Annotated in this window: 14 protein-coding genes; all 14 read right to left on the bottom strand. The window is 51.3% G+C overall.

Translation table 11 applies throughout. The features are described from left to right. Window positions 1–105: 105 nt before the first annotated feature. Window positions 106–1818, bottom strand: a complete 1713-nt coding sequence (locus NSU01_RS17845; protein WP_076243146.1) for a beta-L-arabinofuranosidase domain-containing protein — start codon at window positions 1816–1818, stop codon at window positions 106–108. Window positions 1819–1820: 2 nt separating this feature from the next. Beyond that, on the bottom strand, window positions 1821–4979 hold the full coding sequence (locus NSU01_RS17840; protein WP_083705363.1) for a family 43 glycosylhydrolase: 3159 nt from the start codon (window positions 4977–4979) through the stop codon (window positions 1821–1823). Window positions 4980–5870: 891 nt separating this feature from the next. Continuing rightward, a complete protein-coding gene (locus tag NSU01_RS17835) occupies window positions 5871–7721 on the bottom strand; it encodes a histidine kinase (protein ID WP_042137499.1) in 1851 nt (616 codons plus the stop codon). 20 nt (window positions 7722–7741) lie between these two features. Beyond that, window positions 7742–9184: a response regulator gene (locus tag NSU01_RS17830; protein ID WP_076243147.1), complete on the bottom strand. Its 1443-nt coding sequence runs from the start codon at window positions 9182–9184 to the stop codon at window positions 7742–7744. 120 nt (window positions 9185–9304) lie between these two features. Continuing rightward, the gene (locus NSU01_RS17825) at window positions 9305–10912 is read right to left on the bottom strand and encodes an extracellular solute-binding protein (RefSeq protein ID WP_144026014.1); all 1608 of its coding nucleotides are present in this window, start codon (window positions 10910–10912) and stop codon (window positions 9305–9307) included. Between the two features lie 118 nt (window positions 10913–11030). Further along, window positions 11031–11927 carry a carbohydrate ABC transporter permease gene (locus NSU01_RS17820; protein WP_081970010.1) on the bottom strand — a complete coding sequence of 299 codons (897 nt, stop codon included), beginning with the start codon at window positions 11925–11927 and terminating at the stop codon, window positions 11031–11033. Then, entirely contained in the window at window positions 11921–12871 is a 951-nt protein-coding gene (locus NSU01_RS17815) for an ABC transporter permease subunit (protein ID WP_042137495.1), read from the bottom strand. Before NSU01_RS17815 ends, NSU01_RS17820 begins: the two co-directional genes overlap by 7 nt. 198 nt (window positions 12872–13069) lie before the next feature. Then, window positions 13070–13804 carry a glutamine amidotransferase gene (locus NSU01_RS17810; RefSeq protein WP_042137493.1) on the bottom strand — a complete coding sequence of 245 codons (735 nt, stop codon included), beginning with the start codon at window positions 13802–13804 and terminating at the stop codon, window positions 13070–13072. 72 nt (window positions 13805–13876) lie between these two features. Beyond that, complete coding sequence (locus tag NSU01_RS17805) at window positions 13877–15190, bottom strand: ArgE/DapE family deacylase (protein WP_339302320.1); 1314 nt, start codon at window positions 15188–15190, stop codon at window positions 13877–13879. Between the two features lie 70 nt (window positions 15191–15260). Then, complete coding sequence (locus NSU01_RS17800) at window positions 15261–15770, bottom strand: ureidoglycolate lyase (RefSeq protein ID WP_042137490.1); 510 nt, start codon at window positions 15768–15770, stop codon at window positions 15261–15263. A 26-nt stretch (window positions 15771–15796) separates the two neighbouring features. Further along, complete coding sequence (locus NSU01_RS17795) at window positions 15797–16834, bottom strand: autoinducer 2 ABC transporter substrate-binding protein (protein WP_042137488.1); 1038 nt, start codon at window positions 16832–16834, stop codon at window positions 15797–15799. Between the two features lie 5 nt (window positions 16835–16839). Further along, window positions 16840–17784: an ABC transporter permease gene (locus NSU01_RS17790; protein ID WP_042137486.1), complete on the bottom strand. Its 945-nt coding sequence runs from the start codon at window positions 17782–17784 to the stop codon at window positions 16840–16842. Beyond that, on the bottom strand, window positions 17781–18743 hold the full coding sequence (locus NSU01_RS17785) for an ABC transporter permease (protein ID WP_042137484.1): 963 nt from the start codon (window positions 18741–18743) through the stop codon (window positions 17781–17783). The genes NSU01_RS17790 and NSU01_RS17785 overlap by 4 nt, the downstream gene beginning before the upstream one ends. After that, the gene (locus tag NSU01_RS17780) at window positions 18740–20251 is read right to left on the bottom strand and encodes a sugar ABC transporter ATP-binding protein (protein WP_076243148.1); all 1512 of its coding nucleotides are present in this window, start codon (window positions 20249–20251) and stop codon (window positions 18740–18742) included. Before NSU01_RS17780 ends, NSU01_RS17785 begins: the two co-directional genes overlap by 4 nt. Window positions 20252–20341 lie beyond the last annotated feature (90 nt).

Genomic DNA, 20341 nt, shown 5'->3' with positions numbered 1-20341 from the left:
ATAACAATGTACAGGAGCTGAAAAACCATAACCCGCAAAGTTACTTTTGCGGGTTATGGTTTCTGTTTGGGTCTGTATTTGAAGGGTCTGTATCCGTATCTGCCGTTACTTTTTCCCCTGTGCCTGCTGGGTAGGACCATAATTGGCGGCTCCGGTGAAGTGAACATCATCCGCCGACGGATAGTATTTCGGGACCTGTAAATCCCGCTGGTACAGTCTTAAGTGCTCTCCGCGCGGAACAATATCGACGACATCACAACCTCTCCAGGATACCGAATATTGTTCGCCGCGCACCGTTTCTTGTACCACCGCCGTCTCCACAGGATGCTCCAGCTCCACTATATCCCCTGCCTTAACATTGCGGAATACCACCAGATTTCCCTCTCTTGAGGGTGCACAGGCTATTCCATTAATCCTCCCTTCGAGATTCTGCCCCATCCAGTCGTACACCCGTACTGCAACATCATATGTCTGCTTGGGCTTGATGGAAATATAGCCTGTATCGGGGTAATTCATGCTCACCGTGGCTTCCTCTGTTTCTTTATCGACAGGGATATTAACGAGAACCATTCCACCGCGGTATTCCACCGCCCGGTTCCATATGATCTCCAGGGCCACCGGAGCCATGCCGACGCAGCAGCCCGCAATGGAGCGGAACTTGGACAATGAGATGGAGTTGACGAGGGAGCCGCCGGTGAAGCCGCCAATCATTCTCTTGTCAATCTCCCTGTAGGTGACCCCCTGCCCATCAGGTAAGGTATTGTCTGTCACTACATAAGATGCCACCTTGAGCTGATTCTCCACCAGCTGGTTCCGTGCAAACAGGGTCATATCGTTCCAATATTCCTCGTACCCGGCCAGAATTAACTCATTCGCGCATTCGATCATATCCTTAATGCAGCAGGTTTCACAGTGCTCCTCATGCTGCGGATGCCACTGGGCATATTCCGGTACCCAGCCGAAGGAGGAGGACAAGGAACGGATATAATCATAGATCCCTTTACCCGCGGTAATATACCGCCCGGCGCCTGTGATGCGTCCAAGACGGACGAGTCCGGAGGCAACCCAGCCTGCCGAATGGATATGGCCGAAAAACTCCATTTTGTAATTAAAATAACGCGAGGGTCCCAGGAGGTGGTTGGCAATGCCAACAGCCAGATCAAGCGCCACCCCGTCTCCGGTGATCTCATATCTGCGCACCAGGGAGTGAAGCATAATCGCATTGCGAATTCCCTGCTCCCCCCGTCCGGTGTGCCTGGACAGATCGAATCCGCCGTCTTTCAAATATACGTCATTGGGGAATTCATATACCGGCTCCTTTTCCTCATAATCACCTGACCAGAAGGTTCTTACCTTCCTTTCGATGACAAGGGAGCGTAGCCCTCTTACAAGCTCGGAAGCCTTCTTTTCCGGTTCCGGGTCCAAAGGGTTATTCTCCACCATCCTGTTCAGTGCCGGAAGAATATAGCCCATTTCGTGAAAGGAGCTGTGATTCGTATGTGTCCAGGAGTATGGCTCATGAAAGCGCAGCCCGTGCTCTCCCCAAGACTTCATAAGATGGCGGTAAAAGGATAACTGAACCTCAGCTCCCTCTTCGGTCTTCAGCATTTTCCGGACGGCGTCAATGGCTTCGTACCAGGAGCCGACCAGCTCCGCGTCGTCTACCCGGCAATGAGCAGCTTCCGCAGGCTTCTTATGAGGGAGCACAAGCCAATACGGAAGGTTATCCGCTTTCTCATCCACCATGGATGTCAGATACCCCAGAACAAGCTGCGCATTTCGTAAAGGCTCAAATTTCTCGTACGTCGGAGTTGACATAACTATCCCTCCAGGGCTCCCGCTGCTTCAGCAGGTGTATCATATGTTTTCGGCTGGGCAGTATCGACATCAGTATTAATATTAATCATGCTAACCTTAAAGTCGTCGTAGTCGATGGAGGCGTTGGCGTAGCCGTCGATGCCGAACAGCTGGCCGGTCAGCTTGCTGCCGCCGGTATGGCGGAAGCTGAAGTCCGTGGCCACCGGAGCAGGAGCATCGTTAATATAGACGGTATAAGTCTTGGCGTCCCAGTTAGCGACCATTTTGATTTTGTACCATGTGCTCAGACTGAAGTCTTTAACCTTAACCTTATTGGAGGCTCCATTCTGCACGATGATTTTACCCGTATCAAACGCCGTGACCATGGAATAATTGCTGGTACCGCTGTCGTTTCTCACCATGGCTCCATTGGCGTACTGAAAGCTGCTGTTTAATCTGACGCGGTATTCGATGACGACACGCTGATCCGCCTCAGCTTTGACCTCACCTGTATATGGCAGGAACAGATTGGCCTTGCCGGCTGTAGCGGTAGTCGTCAGCCGGAGGAATTTATTCCCGCCTTCCTCCTGCACAGTGGCGGTAGCGCCGCCAGTGAGAGCTTCGCTGACAATACCGTAAGGGTATTTGCCTTCCGTGTCGCCGGAGAAATCCCGGTAAGCGTTATAGAACACGCCATCCTGTGTAGTGTTAAGCGAAGCTAACAGGGCGGCTTCTGCTTCAGCAAGCTTATTAAGCTCCCTGTCAAACTGCTCTTTGGTCAAATTCGCGTTCCCGGCCAGTTCCTCCGCGTGATCCACTTCTGCCACGAAGGCGTTATACTTCGATTGACTATAGTTACCTAGCCCGTCTCCCAAAGGATAGGAGAAATTGACCAGCTTGCCGCGGAGCTGGTTCACAATCTCATCCAGACCATAACCCGGAACAACTTCTACGGAAACGGTGGAGAAGAACTCACGTCCGGCCAGCTTCAGGGTAACAGGCACCTGAACTGTGCCAATCGAACTGAAATCAAGTCCTGTCAGCTCCCGGCTGACGACAGCGGCCTGCTTCGGCTTATTATTGTAAACGACATCCACAATGCCGGGCAGCTTGGGGCTTACACCAGAAGGAGTCCTCACCGCAGTTACCACTTGAACCACCTCAGAAGCTGGGATGACGGTCAGGTTGTATTCCGCCTGTTTACCGCTATATGTGGCTGTTATAAGAGCTGTGCCCGGTTTCACCGCATACACCGATTGGCTAACCGAACCGGACTCCATCCTGGCTACCTCGGGATCGCTGCTGGTATACTGGGCATCGCCTGTCACCTTTCGAACTTCATAGTTGTTATAATGTGCTGTTAGCTGAAGGGGCGAGCTGGTCTGCCCGCTGGTCAGTATAGGGGACAATCCCTTCATCACAACAGACTGCACCGATTTAGGCTCTGCAGTTACGGTAACCGCGGCCGTGGTTGTTTTCCCGTTGTAGGCAGCGGTGATAGTGACACTGCCTGCCTTTAGAGCCTCAATCTGATTCCCTGTAATAACGGCCACCTTCGTATCAGAAGAACTGAAGACCGCTCCTGTATTAACAGTGGAATAAGTAGTGCCTGTTACCGAATACAGGGGCAAACTGCGGGTTTCCCCCAAGCCCAGCGTGAACCCTGGAGCTTCAAATAGAAGCTCTGACGTATTCAGCCGGAACACATCCATACTGTCGATTTCGGCAACATTTTTCCCCTTGTAGAAGCTGATGGTGTTGCTGCCTTGTTCAAGATAGACCTTCGCCGTGGAAGCCCCCCAGCGGTTCAAGCCCGAATAGACGATGTTCAGATTAGCACCGGAACCGCCGTTGACCGACAAGATATGGGAGGCCTCTCCCGCATCCGGTGAGCCATTGGCATTACGTACAGACAGCATATAAAAGCCCGCCTCCGGCACGTTAACTGTAAACCGGGCATAATCATTGGCGTTCCTGATGTTGGCGACCTTCATCCCGCCGGAAGCGGAGGCTTCCCGCCGGACAGCCGGGAAAGATTCACCAGCCGGATCTTTCACCAGTATCGCTGCTTCCGCTTCATAACGCGTCCGCACCGGCTCACCCGAAGGCACTGCAAGCGGACTGTTCGGATCGGCGGGTTCTCCCAGGTTCGGCGTATGGTCTGCATTCCAGGTGAACCTCTGCGCACGGACATTGCGGGTCCAGCCTGAGCCCGGCCAGCGGGCGGTATGGTAGATAATCCAGTCCTCTGTACCGTCTGGAGAGGTGACGATACTGTGGTGGCCCGGGCCGTACACGCCATTCGCACTGGAAAAGACCGGCTGATCGCGCTTAATCCAGGAGCCCGGATTCAGCGGATCATCACTGAGCTTGGCGGTAATCAGCCCAAGGCAGTAGCTGTCTGTCCAGCTTCCATTGGCAGAATAGATCAGATTAATGGTGTCCCCCTTTATAGTGATCTGCGGACCTTCATTGATTCTGCCCGGGGACGTCTCCCAATCATGTTCAGGCGTAGATATCAGTACCCGCTGCGAGCTTATGGTCCGCGGATCGCTCATCCGGGCGATGTATAGATTCTGGAAGCTTCCGTCCGTATCTTCCCAGCCGGACCAGATGAAATAGTGTTGTTCACCCACCGTCAGCACCGTTCCGTCGATCGCCCAGCGGTCGGTGGGATCGGTGATTTTACCTTTGAACTCCCAGGTTCCGCTTAGCGGATCTGCACTGGCGTTCTCCAGCACGTACATACGGTGGTTGGCGTTGGTTCCGTTGTCGGCTGCGAAGTAGATGTACCATTTGTACGCTCCGTCCGTATCTTTGAGATAGTGCATTTCCGGCGCCCACACATTGGAGCTATACTGCGTCCCCTTAACCGGTGTCCAGGCCAGGCTCCGCTCACCCGCTTCAATGCCGGTGATGGTCTTCGCCCTGCGGATCATGATCCCGCTGGCATTGACGAATACGTTGTAATAATAGCCGTCCGTATGCTGGTATACCCAAGGATCGGCTCCCGTCTGCATAATAACATTGTAGAAATCGGACACGTTATTCCCTCCTTGTACAGCGGCCGGCCCCGGTGAAGCCGGCGTTGACTCTTCCGCAGCAGCCACCCCACCCCATTGTGGCAGCATCAGCAGCAGTGCGAGACACAGCAGCAGCACTCTGGATTTTTTGCCAGGCATGTGCAGCCCTCCTTTGACAGATAAAAACGCTTTCATTTTTTCATCTCCCTCTTGTTTAGATTTTTCAGGTTAGCGTCCTCATTCTACCTTCTGGAGAACTTATAAAAAATGTACTATCTTAAATGGTTTTTGTAACCGTTTTAGAAAAAGTGCCTTCACTGTGGCAGGAAACCATAAAATCAACCGGAGGGTGAATCTGAGGTTATATAAGAGGCACTTAAGTATTGAACTTGAAGCTTCGTCGTCACTGCGGTGAACATTTGGACTTCCGCCGCTGTTGTCACCAGATTTCTTGATTAATACGGCTCTTCGCGGTGGAAATCCGGTGACTGCTGCTGCTTCCGATGCTAGCTTTCCTGCGGAAAGCTTTCAGGCGGTCGCTACCGCTCCTACAGTTCCAAATTTCCCCTCCGCTTCTTTTGCTTTTTATTAATTTCTTTAGGGCCTCTTATATGGAATAAATGATTAGTTGGATAAACGTATCTTAATTTGAATGCTTTGCAGCGTCTGAGAGAATTAGTTGGAAAAACGTCATTTAATTTCATGGATTTCCTCTACTCTGCTCGATTTGCCGCCTATTAAGTGCTATTTTTCCAACTGTTCCCTGTGAAGGACACCTCTGTTCATGAGCAAGTGTAGTTCATCATAACTATTTCCGGCGACGACAAGCGCTGCCACACCCTTGCCCATACTCTTCCCAGTTTCTGAAGCCATGCAATCAAAAAAGGACACATCCTGAATAACAGATGGGTCCTGATGGTACGAGTCAGGCTATCTACCCTTCCCGGTAAAGATCTGTCTGATGAGCTCCAGTGGAACCTTGGGAATCCAGCCGGATCTTACGAATTACGGACGGGATTCTTCTGTCCGCAGGATCGGCGTCGTCATAGCTCACATTCCCTCAGATTGTCTAAACTCTTCAATCGTATCGCGGTCGTACGCCAGCTGCGGGATCTTCACGGTCACTGTTGTTCCATGCCCGAACCGGCTTTCTATAGTGATCCCGTAACCTTCTCCGAACAGCAGCCGGAGCCTGTTATGGATATTTGTGATCCCAATACCTTGTACCGGTTGTCCGTCTGATGCCCGCGCCGGGTACTCCATACCCAGCTTGGCCTGGAGGGCGGCTAGTACTTCCGGTTCCATTCCTTTCCCTGTATCTGTAATACAGAAGCACACATCTCCATGCTCATCCATCCTTCCGGTAACCAGAAGCCGGCCGCCTTCGTCCATCCGCTCCAGCCCGTGGTAGACAGAATTCTCCACAATAGGCTGGAGGATCATCTTGGGCGTCTTCATAGATAGCAGCCTCTCCTCCACATCAAGCTCCATGGAGAATTTATTCTCGTAGCGGATTAAGATAATCTTCATATAGGCCTGAATACAGTCCACTTCTTCCCGGATCTGTACAAGATTATCCTTCTTGATGCTGTACCGGAAAATCTTGGACATACAGTAGGTAATTTGCGCAATCTCTCTGCTTCCGTATTCCAATCCGATGCTGCTGATACAATTAAGCGTATTATAGAGGAAGTGAGGATTAATCTGGCTCTGCAGGGCAGAGAATTCCGCCTGCTTCTGACTCAGCTCCGATTCATAGAGTCTAGCCTGGGTACCAAACATGTCTCTGGCCATTTCCTCCATTTCATCCATCATCCGGTTAATGTCGCGGGCCAGCAAGCCCACCTCATTGGTGAACCGGACTTTAATGCGGAAGCCCATGTCCCGCCGCCCGACCCTCTTCATATCCATAACAAGTCCCATTAACGGACGCATCAGATTGTTCATGAAGAAGCTGCCGGTTAAGAGCATGGTTAGAATAATGCCAATGCCGACGATAATACTGACCTTCCGCATCGGGGCCATGTCCGCAGTCAGTTCACGCACCGGAATCATACTAACAACCCGCCATCCGTCAGCCTCCTCCAGACCCTTGACCTGAACGAGAATCTCCTCCCCGTCGATGGTTTCTTTTACACCATTAAGCAAGATATCCTTATCCATAGACAGCACATCCCTGAACAAGGTACCGCGGGCATTAGAATTCGTGGAGGCGATTACTTCGTCCCGGTTATTCAGTATGTACAAGGTGGAATTGGCTGTTAATTCTGTATTTTCCACCAGCCCCTGCAGCTTGTCCATATTGACCATCACGGTGCAGTAACCTGTAATCTGGGAGAAATAGACTCCCCCAATATTCTCCACAATCGGCGCGATATAGAAGAACTGTTCCGTACCTGTCCGTTCGTCTTTCAGAATCGTGGTGAACATCCCCTGCTCCCGCAGCATAGGGTCATCCTTATATTTCTGAATAAAAGTATCATAGGGGTTGATGAAAAAAATATCGCCGCTTGCCGAGTCCAGACTGTGCAGCCGCCTTCCCTTGATGTCGTTAATGATGATGCCGTTCACATAGGAATTGAAGGATCTCATGTATTCCATAAGATCCAGTGCATACGGACCGCTGTCGAACGCTCTTTTGTAGTCATCAACCTCTACGGAGAATTCCTGAATTAGCTTGCTGTTGACTGCAATTCCGGTGCTGACCCGGATATCATTGAACACCGTATCAATCTTGTGGCGGGTCTGTTCAATCATCTGGTTGCCGTAAGTGGCAGCCCGCTTCTGGGTTAAATTAGAGAAGCTATGGAAGAAATAGATCTCCATGACGGTAAATATAACGATCGAGAAAAAAAAGATAAGCCATATCTGATGTTTTAATTTCACTTTACTGGTCTTCATGGCTTACCGCTCCGATCCGATTAGCTTTTTCTGAATTTGGTGGGCGTCATCCCGCAATGCTTCTTGAACACTTTATTGAAATAATAATAATCCACATACCCCGACTTAACGGCAATTTGCTCAATGGACAGGTCCGTATGCTTCAGCAGCTCCCGGGCTTTCCTGATCCTCAGCTCTGCCACATATTCGGAGAAGGTTCTGCCCAGATTGTTCTTGAACAACTGGCAGCAATACACCTGATTAATGAAGAACTGGACAGACAAATCCTTCAGATACAACTTCTGCTCAAAGTTCCGGTCGATATAGGCGACCATCCGGTTGAAGCAGGATAGGATATCCCCTTCCTGCAAGGAACGGCTGCTGCCTTGCCGGATGACCGTAAGGACGTCAAGCAAGAAGCTGCACAGAGACGCAAAGTCTTCGAACCGTTCCTTGATCTCGGAATAATTGAGGAATTCCAGCTCCATGTCCCTCAGTTCCTCAGCATACGCGTTGATAAGCATCCCGACTGCCTGATTCCATAAGTAGACCACCTCACCCATGCCCAGATGATGGTTCCTGAAGTATTCCTGCAGTCCTGTAATGTACACCTCCATATCGTCAAGCGAATTCCCGTGAATGATCGTATAGAGTCCATCAATACAAGGTTTCATGAGATGAAGCTTCGGCTCATAGTGAACGGCTGCTGAAGTCTGCTCCAGAAAAATATGCGAGGCGGACAGGTCAGCTTCTTTAATCAGCTTGCTCACCTGCTGAAGCTGGCTGCTGATGCTGCTGATGCCCACACTTTGGATTCCCGTCTCCGTCAGCACCTCTGCATCCGGGGTCCACTCCAAACCGCTCAGATGCTCAGCCATCCGCACGACCAGCAGCTTCCGGGACCCGGCTTCAACCTCCACGGCAGTTATGTTCCTGCCCTCCGGAGACAACAGCTTCCTGATACCCTTAATATCACTCCGCAAATAGACCGCAAACACTTGGTAATAGCATACAGCCGTGCTGGCCGGAAGCGGCAGGAAGCGCCTGATCTCGGTCTCATCCCCCGAGGTCAGCGCATCCAGAAGAAGGTGATTGCGCGTTGCGCTTCTCCGGGAAAAGTGAGCGGCCAGCTTCGCAATGAATGTATCTGCCATATCGACATCCAGAGGCTTCAGGAAATAATCGAGCGCTCCGTGGCGTATCGCTTCCTGGGCATATTCAAATTCCCCATATCCGCTTACGATGACAAACTCGGTGTTCAGCCCTTGAGCTTTGGCCCGCTTCATCAGTTCCAGCCCTGAGATATCCGGCATCCGGATATCCGTAAACACCAAATCCGGCTGCTGTGTGCGTATGGCCTCCCACGCTTTGTAAGCGCTTGTATATTGTCCTGCAATTTCAAAGCCATACTTCTCCCAGTCGAAGGCGTTCTGTATTCCTCTTATCGCCCACGACTCATCATCTACAATCATGACCTTGTACATGGGTAGCCTCCTGAACCTTTGGATTCCTCTGAATAATAGTGAAATTGTCCGGGAATAGCAACCGAAATTCGGATAAACCATGATGATGAACTCTCAATGGCTTATCCGAATATGATGAGATTATTTTTTGGCGGCTTGGCTCTCTCTGTAATTCTTCACATTCTCCTCTTGAACAGCTTTACCGCCGGCGTCCATATATTCTTTCACCAGCTTCTCGTACAGGGCGTCGAACTCTGCCGGCTTTGCAACGATCAGCCTGTCAATCATTTGCTTGTTCATGTCGCCCAGCGTTTTGCCGTACTTGATATTGGCTTCGTTCGGTATGCCATAGTTGTAGCTGCTATAGCCGTCCGTTGTATTGATTGCATAGGAGTCAATCGCCAGCTTCTCATAACTCTTGTCCCCGGCAGCCAGCGCTGCCGCATAGGTTCTGACATTCTTTTCGGTATCGCCCAGCTCAGCGCCGTTAACAATCATCGTATAATCCATATTCAAATTGCTCATTTGCATTTTCTCGCCGGTCTGTGCAATCCCGTGAGGGATGCCGTCTACCATCTTGTGGTTAACGCCTTCATCACCGAACTGCAGGAAGAACATCACTTCCGGATCAGCCATCCAGTTCAGATATTTAATCGCCAGCTCCGCGTTCTTGCTGCTCTTGGGAATGAAGGAGAATATACCATTCTCATTATATACCTCTTTGAGGTATTTGCCTTCGTCATTCTTGAAGGTATCAATCGGAACATAGTTGGCCTCCGGCGAATTTTGCTTCAGCGGAACACGGATTTTTTGTGTCATCGGATAATCCCAGTTGGCGGCATAGAAGCCTACCTTGCCGTTCGTTACATCAGCATCCGCCTGCTTGGTTGTTTTGTCCAGGGCAAAATCGGGGCTGATCAGCTTCTCATTGTACAGCTTGTTCAGCCATTGGTAAGCCTCCTTGTTACCGGGCTTCAGCCAGTTCGACGTGGTGATGAATTCCTCCTCCGGCATGGACTTCCAGAACGATTGCACCAGGTTGCCGAAGGTGTAGTTCATCCCGGCAGCCGCTGTAGCCCAAGGGATGACGCCGTCAACATTACCGGGGTTCTTGTCACGGAAGGCTACCAGCGTCTCATACAATTCGTCCCGGTTCGTCGGAACCGGCAGGCCCAGCTTATCCAGCCAATCCTTGCGGATGAACATTCCGTTCCAGGCCAGCAGGGTCCGCTTGCCCGGGATGGAGACCTGTTTGCCGTCATATTTTCCGTAGGAGAGCACCTTCTCACCCAGGTACGATTTCAATTGCTGGCCGTGCTGTTCAAGCAATTCGTCCAGCGTATAGAGTCCCTTGCTTTTGGCGAAGCGGGTGACCAGGGTCCCGTCGTAGGTGAAGGAAATATCAGGAGCCTGGTTCGCGGCCATTAACACATTCAGCTTGTCGACTTCCTGGGAGCGGGGGACAGGAACAAATTCTACAATGGCGTTATTGGGCTTGCCGAATTTCTCATTAACGTATTGGGTCCATTTGTTGTTGTTCAAATCCGGCTGTCCCTGAACCCCGCGGTCGAACACTTCTACCGTCAAGGTTGCCGGAGCACCGGAAGGGGCGCCAGATGCAGTCGTTGATGCCTCTGACGATGATGTCTCCCCGCTCTTGTTGCCATTGCCTCCACAGCCTGCGGCAACACTGGCCAGAAGAGCTGTACTACACAGAACTGCTGCTATTTTCTTCATGTCCGTCTTCACTATAAACCACCCTTTCATGCCCCTGTTTATTGAAATCGTTCATGCTGTAAACCCTTAGCTTTACATTTATCATTCAACTGTCCTGGAATCCCCTCCTTTGATCTAATATGTTGTTCTATCAGCCCTTGATCGCCCCGGTCATCACACCGTCTACGAAATACTTCTGCAGTTTGGGATAGATCAGTAGAATCGGGATCGTTGTAAACATGACACTGGCTGCTTTCAGGGATTCAGGCACAATGAAGGAGCCTATACTTCCTTCTCCCCCCTGCTGGCTATCCAACTGCTGATTGGCCGAAATGATCTGGTACAGCTTGAGCTGCATAGGGTACAGCTCCTTCTTCGTAATATAGAACAAGGCATCCTGGAAGCCATTCCACCGGTCCACAGCATAGAAAAGGCTTAATGTGGCAATGGAAGGCAGCGAGAGCGGAAGCACAATCCGGATGAGAATGCCCAGATCCGAACACCCGTCAATGGACGCTGATTCCTCCAGACTCTCAGGAAGCGAGGTGAAGAACGTTTTCAGGATGATCAGGTTGAAGACACTCATGGCGCCCGGCAGAATTAGACTCCATACCGTGTTCATCATACCGAGGTTTTTAACCAGAATATAGGAAGGAATCAGTCCGCCGCTGAAATACATCGTGAAGACGAGGGCTGACAGAATGAAATTTCTTCCCCACAGCCGCTTCTTCGTTAACGGATATGCCGCGCAAATGGTCAGGAACATGCACACGACGGTGAAGAAAATGGTAAGCACAATACTATATCCCAGCGTGTACAGCATATCCATATCGCTCAGAATGGTTTTGTAAGTCTCTATTGTGAAGCCTACCGGCCACAGTCCTACTTTTTGGGAAACGATCGCTTCATTGGAGCTGAGGGAAAGCGCTATCATATAAAGGAATGGAACAATACATGTGAAGGATAAGGCCACGATAAATACAATAATCGCAATATCGGCTACACTCATTTTTTTCCCTGGACGCACGTTCTTCATCAGCTTCACCATATTCCATCCTCCCCTAATTTCTTCGCGATGTAGTTGGCGCCTATGAGCAGGGTCAGACCGACCACGGATTGGAACAAGCCTACTGCTGTAGCCTGGGAGAAATCTCCCGAACTAATCCCCACTCTGTACACGAACGTACTGATTACATCGGAATATTCACTGACCAGTGAATTCCCCATCACGAAGGGGCGGTCGAACCCGATGGACACCATCCGGCCAATCTGAAGGATCAGCAGAATATTGATGGTCGGCTTAATGCCGGGCAGAGTAATATGCCACATTTTGCGGAGCCTGCTGCACCCGTCCATATCGGAGGCCTCATACAATTCCTTATTGATTCCGGTGATCGCCGCCAGATAAATGATCGTCCCCCAGCCGATATTCTGCCAGACGCCAACGAAGATGTAGGTGATCAGCCAGGGGACTTTCTGCGACAGGAACTCAATCTTCTCTAGCCCGAGGGCAGCGATGAAATGATTGACCATCCCGCTGTTCGAGAACATCAGGTATACAATCCCCCCAATGATCACCCAGGACATAAAGTGCGGCAGATACAGGACCGTCTGGGTTAATTTCTTGAATCTGGCCTGCCTTACTTCATTCAGAAGAATGGCCAGCAGAATCGGTGCCGGAAATCCCGCGATCAGATCCAGAACATTCAGCACCAGGGTATTCTTCAGTGCACGATAGAAGCTGTCCTGCTGGAAAATAAACCGGAACACATCGAGTCCAACCCACTCGCTCCCCCTTATTCCTGCGAAGATGTTGTAATCCTGGAATGCCATAATCAAGCCATAGATGGGAGCATATTTAAAAATGGCAATGTACGACAGAGGCACCAGCAAAAGGGCATAGAGGATGGCATCTCTTTTTATTCTGAACCAAAAAGTATTTCTCTTATTTATTCCGACACGATTTCGCTGATTGTATAAAACCGCTTTCATTTCTCTCATCCCTCCGGCTGTATTAAGGAGCTCTCATGTCCTTCATTATAGCTTCCGGGGAAAATAAGAAAATGTAATCCCTTAAATGAATTTGGTAATAACTTAAAAGGCTAAAAGTTATATAAAAAGAACAGCATCCTCCGGTTACGGAAGACGCTGTTCTTGCTGTACATTGAATTCTCTCGTCAAAATCTGATGTCAACCCTGCTTCAACGACTTGACGAGGTTAGCCCAGAATGCTGAATAGTGCTCCCATTCCATGAATTCCGTGGAGCCCCAGTGCGGTGAGCAGTCGCTGGCAAAGGCTGCGGTTCTGCCTTTGCCGTAAGTGCCAACGGTAAGAATGGCATCACCGTTATGGCTCAGCAGCTCCTCGGCCTCCGTCTTGGCCGCCAGCTTGTTGTATCCAAGCAGCTTCGGCCACTCGCCGTAGCCTGCAAGCGGATGTTCTTTGGCGATTGCAGGAGAGAACCCTGAAGGCATCTCCACCCGGTCATCTCCGTTCTGCATAATAACCGGCAGCACCTCGGCCAGTACCGTATTCGTGTAATTCGCCTTACCCTCAATTCCCATAAACGTCAGGTAGCCGCCGACCATCAGCAGACCGCCGCCTTCCTCTACATACTGCTTAATATTGTCCAGAGCGTTGGGTATGATTTGCATCTGGTAGAAAGTCGGGTTCTGCAGCAGGAACGTATTCGCTCCTACATCACTGATGACTATGGCATCATACGCTTTAAGCTCTTCAAGCGACTGGGGAAACCGGACCTGGACCTCATGGGCAGGCATATAGGTTACCTCAATCCCCTCTTTGCGCAGACAGGACAGCAGGTAAGTGGCCCCTTCCTCATACTTTGTGGATGTAAAGCTGTCATACCCCTTGGTATGAATCATATGCACTACCCAGGATTCTCCAATAAACAAAATTTTCATATTATCATAGCCCTCCGTATTCCGTATTCCATATATGGTCATTAAGGCCTGCACGGCCGGTTGATCGCTAGCTTAAGCCTTCTCTGTCCCGCACCAGTCGATAATCGTCTTGGCGATCATTTTCACAGCCTGGATCACTTCATTTACGGGTGTGAATTCATCGCTGTGATGAGCCAGGCTCGGGTCACCGGGACCGAAGTTAATCGTCGGAATGCCTACATTAACCGGCCAGCCCATGTCCGTGTGGAAGCCAAGCCCTTCGATGGTGCCTGCCTCGCCAATCGCCTGCAGGGACTGGACACAGGTCTGCACAAATGGATGGTCCACATCGGTTTCTGCACAATCCGCGTCGACCATCCACTCGATTTCCGGCAGATGCTCACTTAGCCATGGATCTTGCAGAGCAGCCTGGCGCAGGAAGTCTGTCAATTCCTTCTTCACGTTCCCTCCGACCAGCTTCTCATCACGCTCGGACGGCAGGTACTGCGCATTAAAGACAATCTCTGCCTCATTCGCAAATGAGGTCGGGTATTCACCGGCGTTAAGCTGGGCCACATGCACCTGGCAGGGAATCGATAAATAAGGGTGAGTCTTGCTTACGGCCCACTGCTCATTCAACCGGTCGAACGCATCCAGGATATAGCGTGCTTTCTTGATGGAGTCTACTGCGCCGCCGTCTTTCCAGTCCGCCTGCGGCATTTCGATATGGCCGCTCCGGCCCTGAATCTTGATTTTGCCCCACAGAATCCCTCTGCACAGCGGAGCAATCGTCAGCGAGGTTGGTTCGGTCAATATACAGGCATCGGCCCGGTATCCGTGGTGAATGAAATCGAGTGCCCCCATGCCTCCGGCTTCCTCATCCACCACGGTTCCCACTACAACGGGCCCCTTCAGCTTAAGTCCACTGCCCAGAACCGCCTCCACAGCCATAATCATTGCGGCAACGCCGCCCTTCATATCTACAGTGCCGCGGCCGTACATTTTTCCGTCCATGATCGTGCCTTCGAACGGATCAACCGTCCATTTCGAGCCCGCCATGACAACATCGATATGACCGAACAATAATAAGGACTTACCGGGAGCGTCTTTTCCGAAGGTTGCTGCCAGATTGGGTCTGCCGGTGAAATCTCGTCCCGGGTAATAACCCGCCATTCCTTCATACGGCTTCAGGTCATCCGCATTCGGCTCCCACATCTCGATCTCAGCGCCGAGGCCCTCAAGCTTACGGGAGATAAATTCCTGAACCTCCTTCTCCTTGAAAGGACCCGGTTCATCGAAGAACCACGGGTTGACGCTGGGAATCTGGATCAGCTGCTGCAAAAATTCCAGGATTTCCTCCTGATGATCTTCAATCCATTCCATGACTTGCTGTTCCTGATTCATCATCTCTACTCCTTCTCGGCCGTCTGCACCGGGCTTGCATCCCGGTGTAACGGCGCCCGCTGTAGTCTAACCTTTAATCAAACCGGATGGTGTCTCCACCAATGAAATCTACCCACGGATTAATCATCTCATCTCCGAACTTGTCCTTCTTCTTCTCAATGGCAAAGAGATACCGGGCATCTTCGGACGCCGGATAAGACGGGCTGTGCCAGACTCCGCGGCCGATGACAATGGCTTGTCCCGGCTTGATGCGGAAGCATTTCACAGTCAGGGGATCAGGCTGCTCCTCCGGGTCTTCGATGTCGTTGCAGCAGGCAACGGGCTGAATGATCTCCCGGTCGAAGGTGAGCAGCAGCTCCTCGCGGCTTACATGCCGTTCCATCGCAGTAACCACGAACGCGCGCTGCTGTGTTTCCACCAAGCCGAAGCCGATGGGCTCCGACACATCCAGCATCTGAATATAGCTCCAGCAGTCCCAGCCGTCACCTGTCTTGGATGGCTCGGTTGCCGGCAGATCAATGACTTTGCCATACGGGGCAAATGCGGTTCCCGTCAAATCTTCTATGATGACTCTATGTTCCATATAAGCTGCCTCCTTTCCAGCTTTGACTAGAAGTCAAAGCTGTCCACATTCTCACTGGTGACTTCAAGAGTGCCGATGAATACGTTCTGTCCGTCAACCTTGACAGCGCCCACGGTCGGAATTTCCATCCCGTCTTTAATTTCATTCCCCTGGGCCAGCTGGTCCAGAATGTAAACTGTAGTATATGCAAGCTTGCCCGGGTCCCAGATAATATCCGTTTTGATCGTGCCGTTGGCGATATAGTTCTTCACAACGCTTGGAACGGCAATCCCTGTAATGGCGATCTGCCCCTGCTCAATCGTGCCCGCCTTCACCGCCTGTTCAACGACCTCAGCCGCTGCCGGCGGCTCACCGCCCGCAAACCCGATAATCCCTTTGAGATCCGGATAAGTCTGGATTAAGTTCTGGGCATTGGCATAAGCCTTCTGCTGGTCATCGTCGCTCGATACGGTCGTTACCAGCTCGATGTCAGGATAGTTAGCTGCAAAATAGGCTTTGGCCGCATCAGACTTGGCAATCTGATTCTGGGAGCCGAGACCTGCCACCATGAAGGCAACCTGCCCCTTGCCGCCCATCTCTTCACCGATTGTCTTAGCCAGCAATTCTCCGACTTCTTCGTCAGTGGCCGGGGCTACATAATATTGACGGTCGGTATCCGGTGCATCGCTGTCCCAGGTGACGATCTTCACATCCTGGTCGGCAGCTTTTTTGAAGACAGGTCCTACCGCCTTGGCATCGTTCGGAGATACACCGATTCCGCTTACCTTGCGGGTCAGCATGTCCTGAATCATGTTGATCTGTTTGGATGAATCCGCCTCGGTTGGTGCATTGAATACAACCTCAACACCCATATCCCCGGCCGCCTGCTTGGCTCCCTTCTCCGCAGCAGCCCAGTAAGCAGGCCCGATCGATTTCGGGTTGATGAAGTAGGTTCTAGTGCCGGAAGCGGCAGCCCCGTTATTAGTCTGGGAGCCGGTGTCCGCCTGAGAATTCCCCGCATTTCCACAAGCAGTCAAGCTCAAAGCAAGTACGCCAGTCAGTAACGCTAATGTCATTTTTTTCATAGGGTTCACTCTCCACTAATTTTTTTATTTCCTACCGCAAGCAGCAGCAGGGCTCCTAAAATGACTGCCTGATACAGCACCGAAACGCCCAGCAAATTCAGACCATTACGCAAGAACACAATAATCAGCAGACCGACAAAGGTGCCGGTAAGGCTTCCCCTCCCTCCAAAAATATGAGTGCCGCCTATCAGAGTAGCTGTGATGACATCCAGCTCTATATTGGTACCCGATGTCGCTTCGGCGCTTGCCAGCCGTGACACCAGGAATACACCTGCCAGTGCAGAGAACAAACCGCTAAGCATAAAGAGTGCGAAACGAATACGGACTACCGAAATGCCGGAATAACGTACGACCTCTTCGTTATTGCCGATCCCGTAAATATAGGTGCCGAATTTCGTTTTCTTCATGACGAAGCTGGCAATCAGGAACAACACGACCAGTACGATTGCATTAAATGGAATTCCTGCAATGTAATGCTGTCCAAGGAAGTAGAAGGAATCCGGGTAGCCGCTGATCGGTCTGCCTTCATTGATGACATAGACCAGGCCCCGGAGCATAACCAGCATTCCGATGGTGACGACAATCGCCTGCATCCTATGCCTTGCAATAAGATAACCGTTAACGGCCCCGCACATCAGACCCGCCACAAGGCCGAAAATGACGCAAATCCAGATGTTGAAGCCCCGTTCAAAGGCGACCCCCATAGATACAGCGGAGAAAGCTAGGATTGATCCGACTGACAGGTCCATCGCACCGGAAATGATGATCAGCGTCATGGGTATAGCGATAAGCCCGACTTCAACCATCTGGTTCAGTACATTCATAAAGTTCGTAACGGATAAGAAATAGGGGGAGAGGAAGCTGAACAGGATTAGGATGAACAGCAACAGTGACAGCTGAACGAGCAGCGTATTCGATTTGAGCGGCAGACGGCTTGTCCAGGCTTTCATACCAGATCCCCTTCTTTCCCTTTATTTTGGCGTGCCCGCTGTAGCGTATTGATAACGATAGCCAGGATAATCAGAAACCCGGTGGTTGCATCCACCCAGAACGGGGAGACCTTCGCAATAATCAGGCCGTTCTTGACGATGCCCATAAAGAGTACGCCGAGCATCGTTCCGCCGATGGTGCCTACGCCGCCAAAGATGCTGCCTCCACCGATCAGAACCGCAGCCATGACTTCAAAGGACAGGCTGTTGCCTGCGGTCGATGCCTGAACACTGCCTACCTTGGCTGCAAAGATAACGGAGGCGATTCCTACCAGCATTCCGGTTAACACATATACCAGGAACTTGGTTCTGGCCACATTGATGCCCGCCAGCTTGGCTGCAGAGCTGTTGCCTCCGACGGAGTATATTCTTCTGCCTCCCCGGGTGTATTTCAGCAAGTAGATGAAGACGGCAATCAGGAGCAGGGCTATGATCAGCGGAAACGAAATCCCCAGCACCATCCCTTGACCGAAAAAGCGGAAGCTGTCCGGGAAATTGTTCATCCATGTTCCGCCGCTTATCCCGACGGCAACCCCCCGGAAGATATACATGGTAGCTAAAGTGACGATGATATCCGGGATTTTCCTTACAGCGATAAAATATCCGTTCACCACTCCGCAAAGGACACCGATAACGACTCCGAGCAAAGCCGCTATGACGGGGGAAACTCCTTTACTGAGAAACAGCCCGACTGAAGTTGCCGTCACTGCCAGGACAGAGCCTACGGATAAATCCATGCCGCCCAGCAGAATGACCATGGTCATCCCGATTGCCACAATAAACATGGTCGTATTCTGATCCAGAATAAGCTTGAAATTAGTAAGGGCGAAGAAGTCCGGTGTGATGATGGAGAAAAGTACGATGACTAGGATCGTGAATATCATGATAGGTGCTTCATGTATATTTGAAATGCGTTTCATAAGGTGCCTCCCTTCCCGCGCGGATGTGAGGCCCGCTGCAGCAGCTGCTCCTGATCAGCTTCGCCATGGGCAAATTCATGTACAATATCACCCTGGTACATCACCAGCACCCGGTCACTGAGTCCTATAACCTCCGGCATTTCCGAAGAAATAAGCAATATGCTTAATCCCTCCCGGGCGAGCTCGTGAATAATGCTGTAAATTTCCGCTTTGGCACCCACATCCACGCCACGCGTGGGTTCTTCAAGTATGAGAATATCGGGTTGGGCTGCAAGCCATTTGCCGATGACCACCTTCTGCTGATTGCCTCCGCTTAAGAAATCCACGGTCTGGCCATCATCCGGCGCCTTGATCCGCAGCTTCTTCATATATTCCGCGCTCACATGCTGAATGGCATTCCGGTCCAGCACTAGTCCTTTGGACAGCTCGGGCAGCATGGCGAAGGTGATATTTTGCCTGATGGACATCGGCTTAATGATGCCCTGGCGGTGCCGGTCAGGGGGGACATAGGCCAGCTTTTTAGCTTTGGCCTCACTGGGATTTGTAATCTTGACAGGCTGTCCATTAATCTCGATCTCCCCGCTTCCCCGCTTCAGGCCGAACAGACGCTCGGCAACCGTATGCGATCCGGAGCCCGGAATACCGAACAGCCCGGCAATTTCTCCTTTTCTCAGCTCAAATGAGATCTTGTGGCTGGCATCCAGTGACAGGTCCCTTACCTTAAGCACTACCTCTTTCCCATGCGGCTGCTTGCGGACCGGATACAACTGCTGAACCTCTTTACCTACCATCATCTGAATTAGGCTCTGCTCGGTGACTTCGCTAATAGGCTGAGTAGCAACCTTGTGGCCGTCTCTTAGAACGGTGACCTTGTCAGCAATCTCGAAGATTTCCTTCATCCGGTGAGAGACATACACGATGGCTACACCCTGTGACCGCAGCCGGCGGATGACTTCAAACATCTTCTTGACTTCATTCTCGGGCAATGCCGCTGACGGCTCGTCCATAATCAGCACATCGGCCTTGAAGGACAGCGCCTTGGCAATCTCGACCACCTGCTGGCTATGCACACCGAGGTGCCGCACCTCTTCACGGACATCGATGTCACCCCCTCCGATGGAGTCGACCAGCGCTTGGGCCTCTGCAACCATTCTGGACCACTTGATCCGGCCGAACCCGCCAGCCATTTCCGGACGGTCGATGAAGATATTCTCCGCTGCGGACAGATTCGTAAACAGGTTGAACTCCTGATGGATAATCGACACACCTTGGCGCTGGGCATCCAGCGGACTGCGGAAGACCGCTTCCTTGCCTTTTAACCTGACGGTTCCCCCTGTTGGCGGATACACACCGGAAAGGATCTTCATCAGCGTTGATTTGCCGGCACCGTTCTCGCCCATTAGTGCGTGGACCTCACCCGGATACAGCTCGAAACCGACATCGGTCAAAGCTTTTACACCCGGGAATTCTTTGCGAATACCCTCCATGGTCAATACTGGTTGAGTCATTCTGTGACCCCCTTTTTCATTCGCTATTGAAACATGGTTTTATAGTTACTTTAATAATTAAAAGCGTTAATTTGCGAAAGTGTTTGGGTG

The organism is Paenibacillus sp. FSL H8-0259, assembly GCF_037963255.1.
Taxonomy (GTDB): domain Bacteria; phylum Bacillota; class Bacilli; order Paenibacillales; family Paenibacillaceae; genus Paenibacillus_AQ; species Paenibacillus_AQ phytohabitans.
The sequence above is the reverse complement of the archived record's forward strand: the minus strand, read 5'-3'. Positions and strand labels throughout refer to the sequence as shown.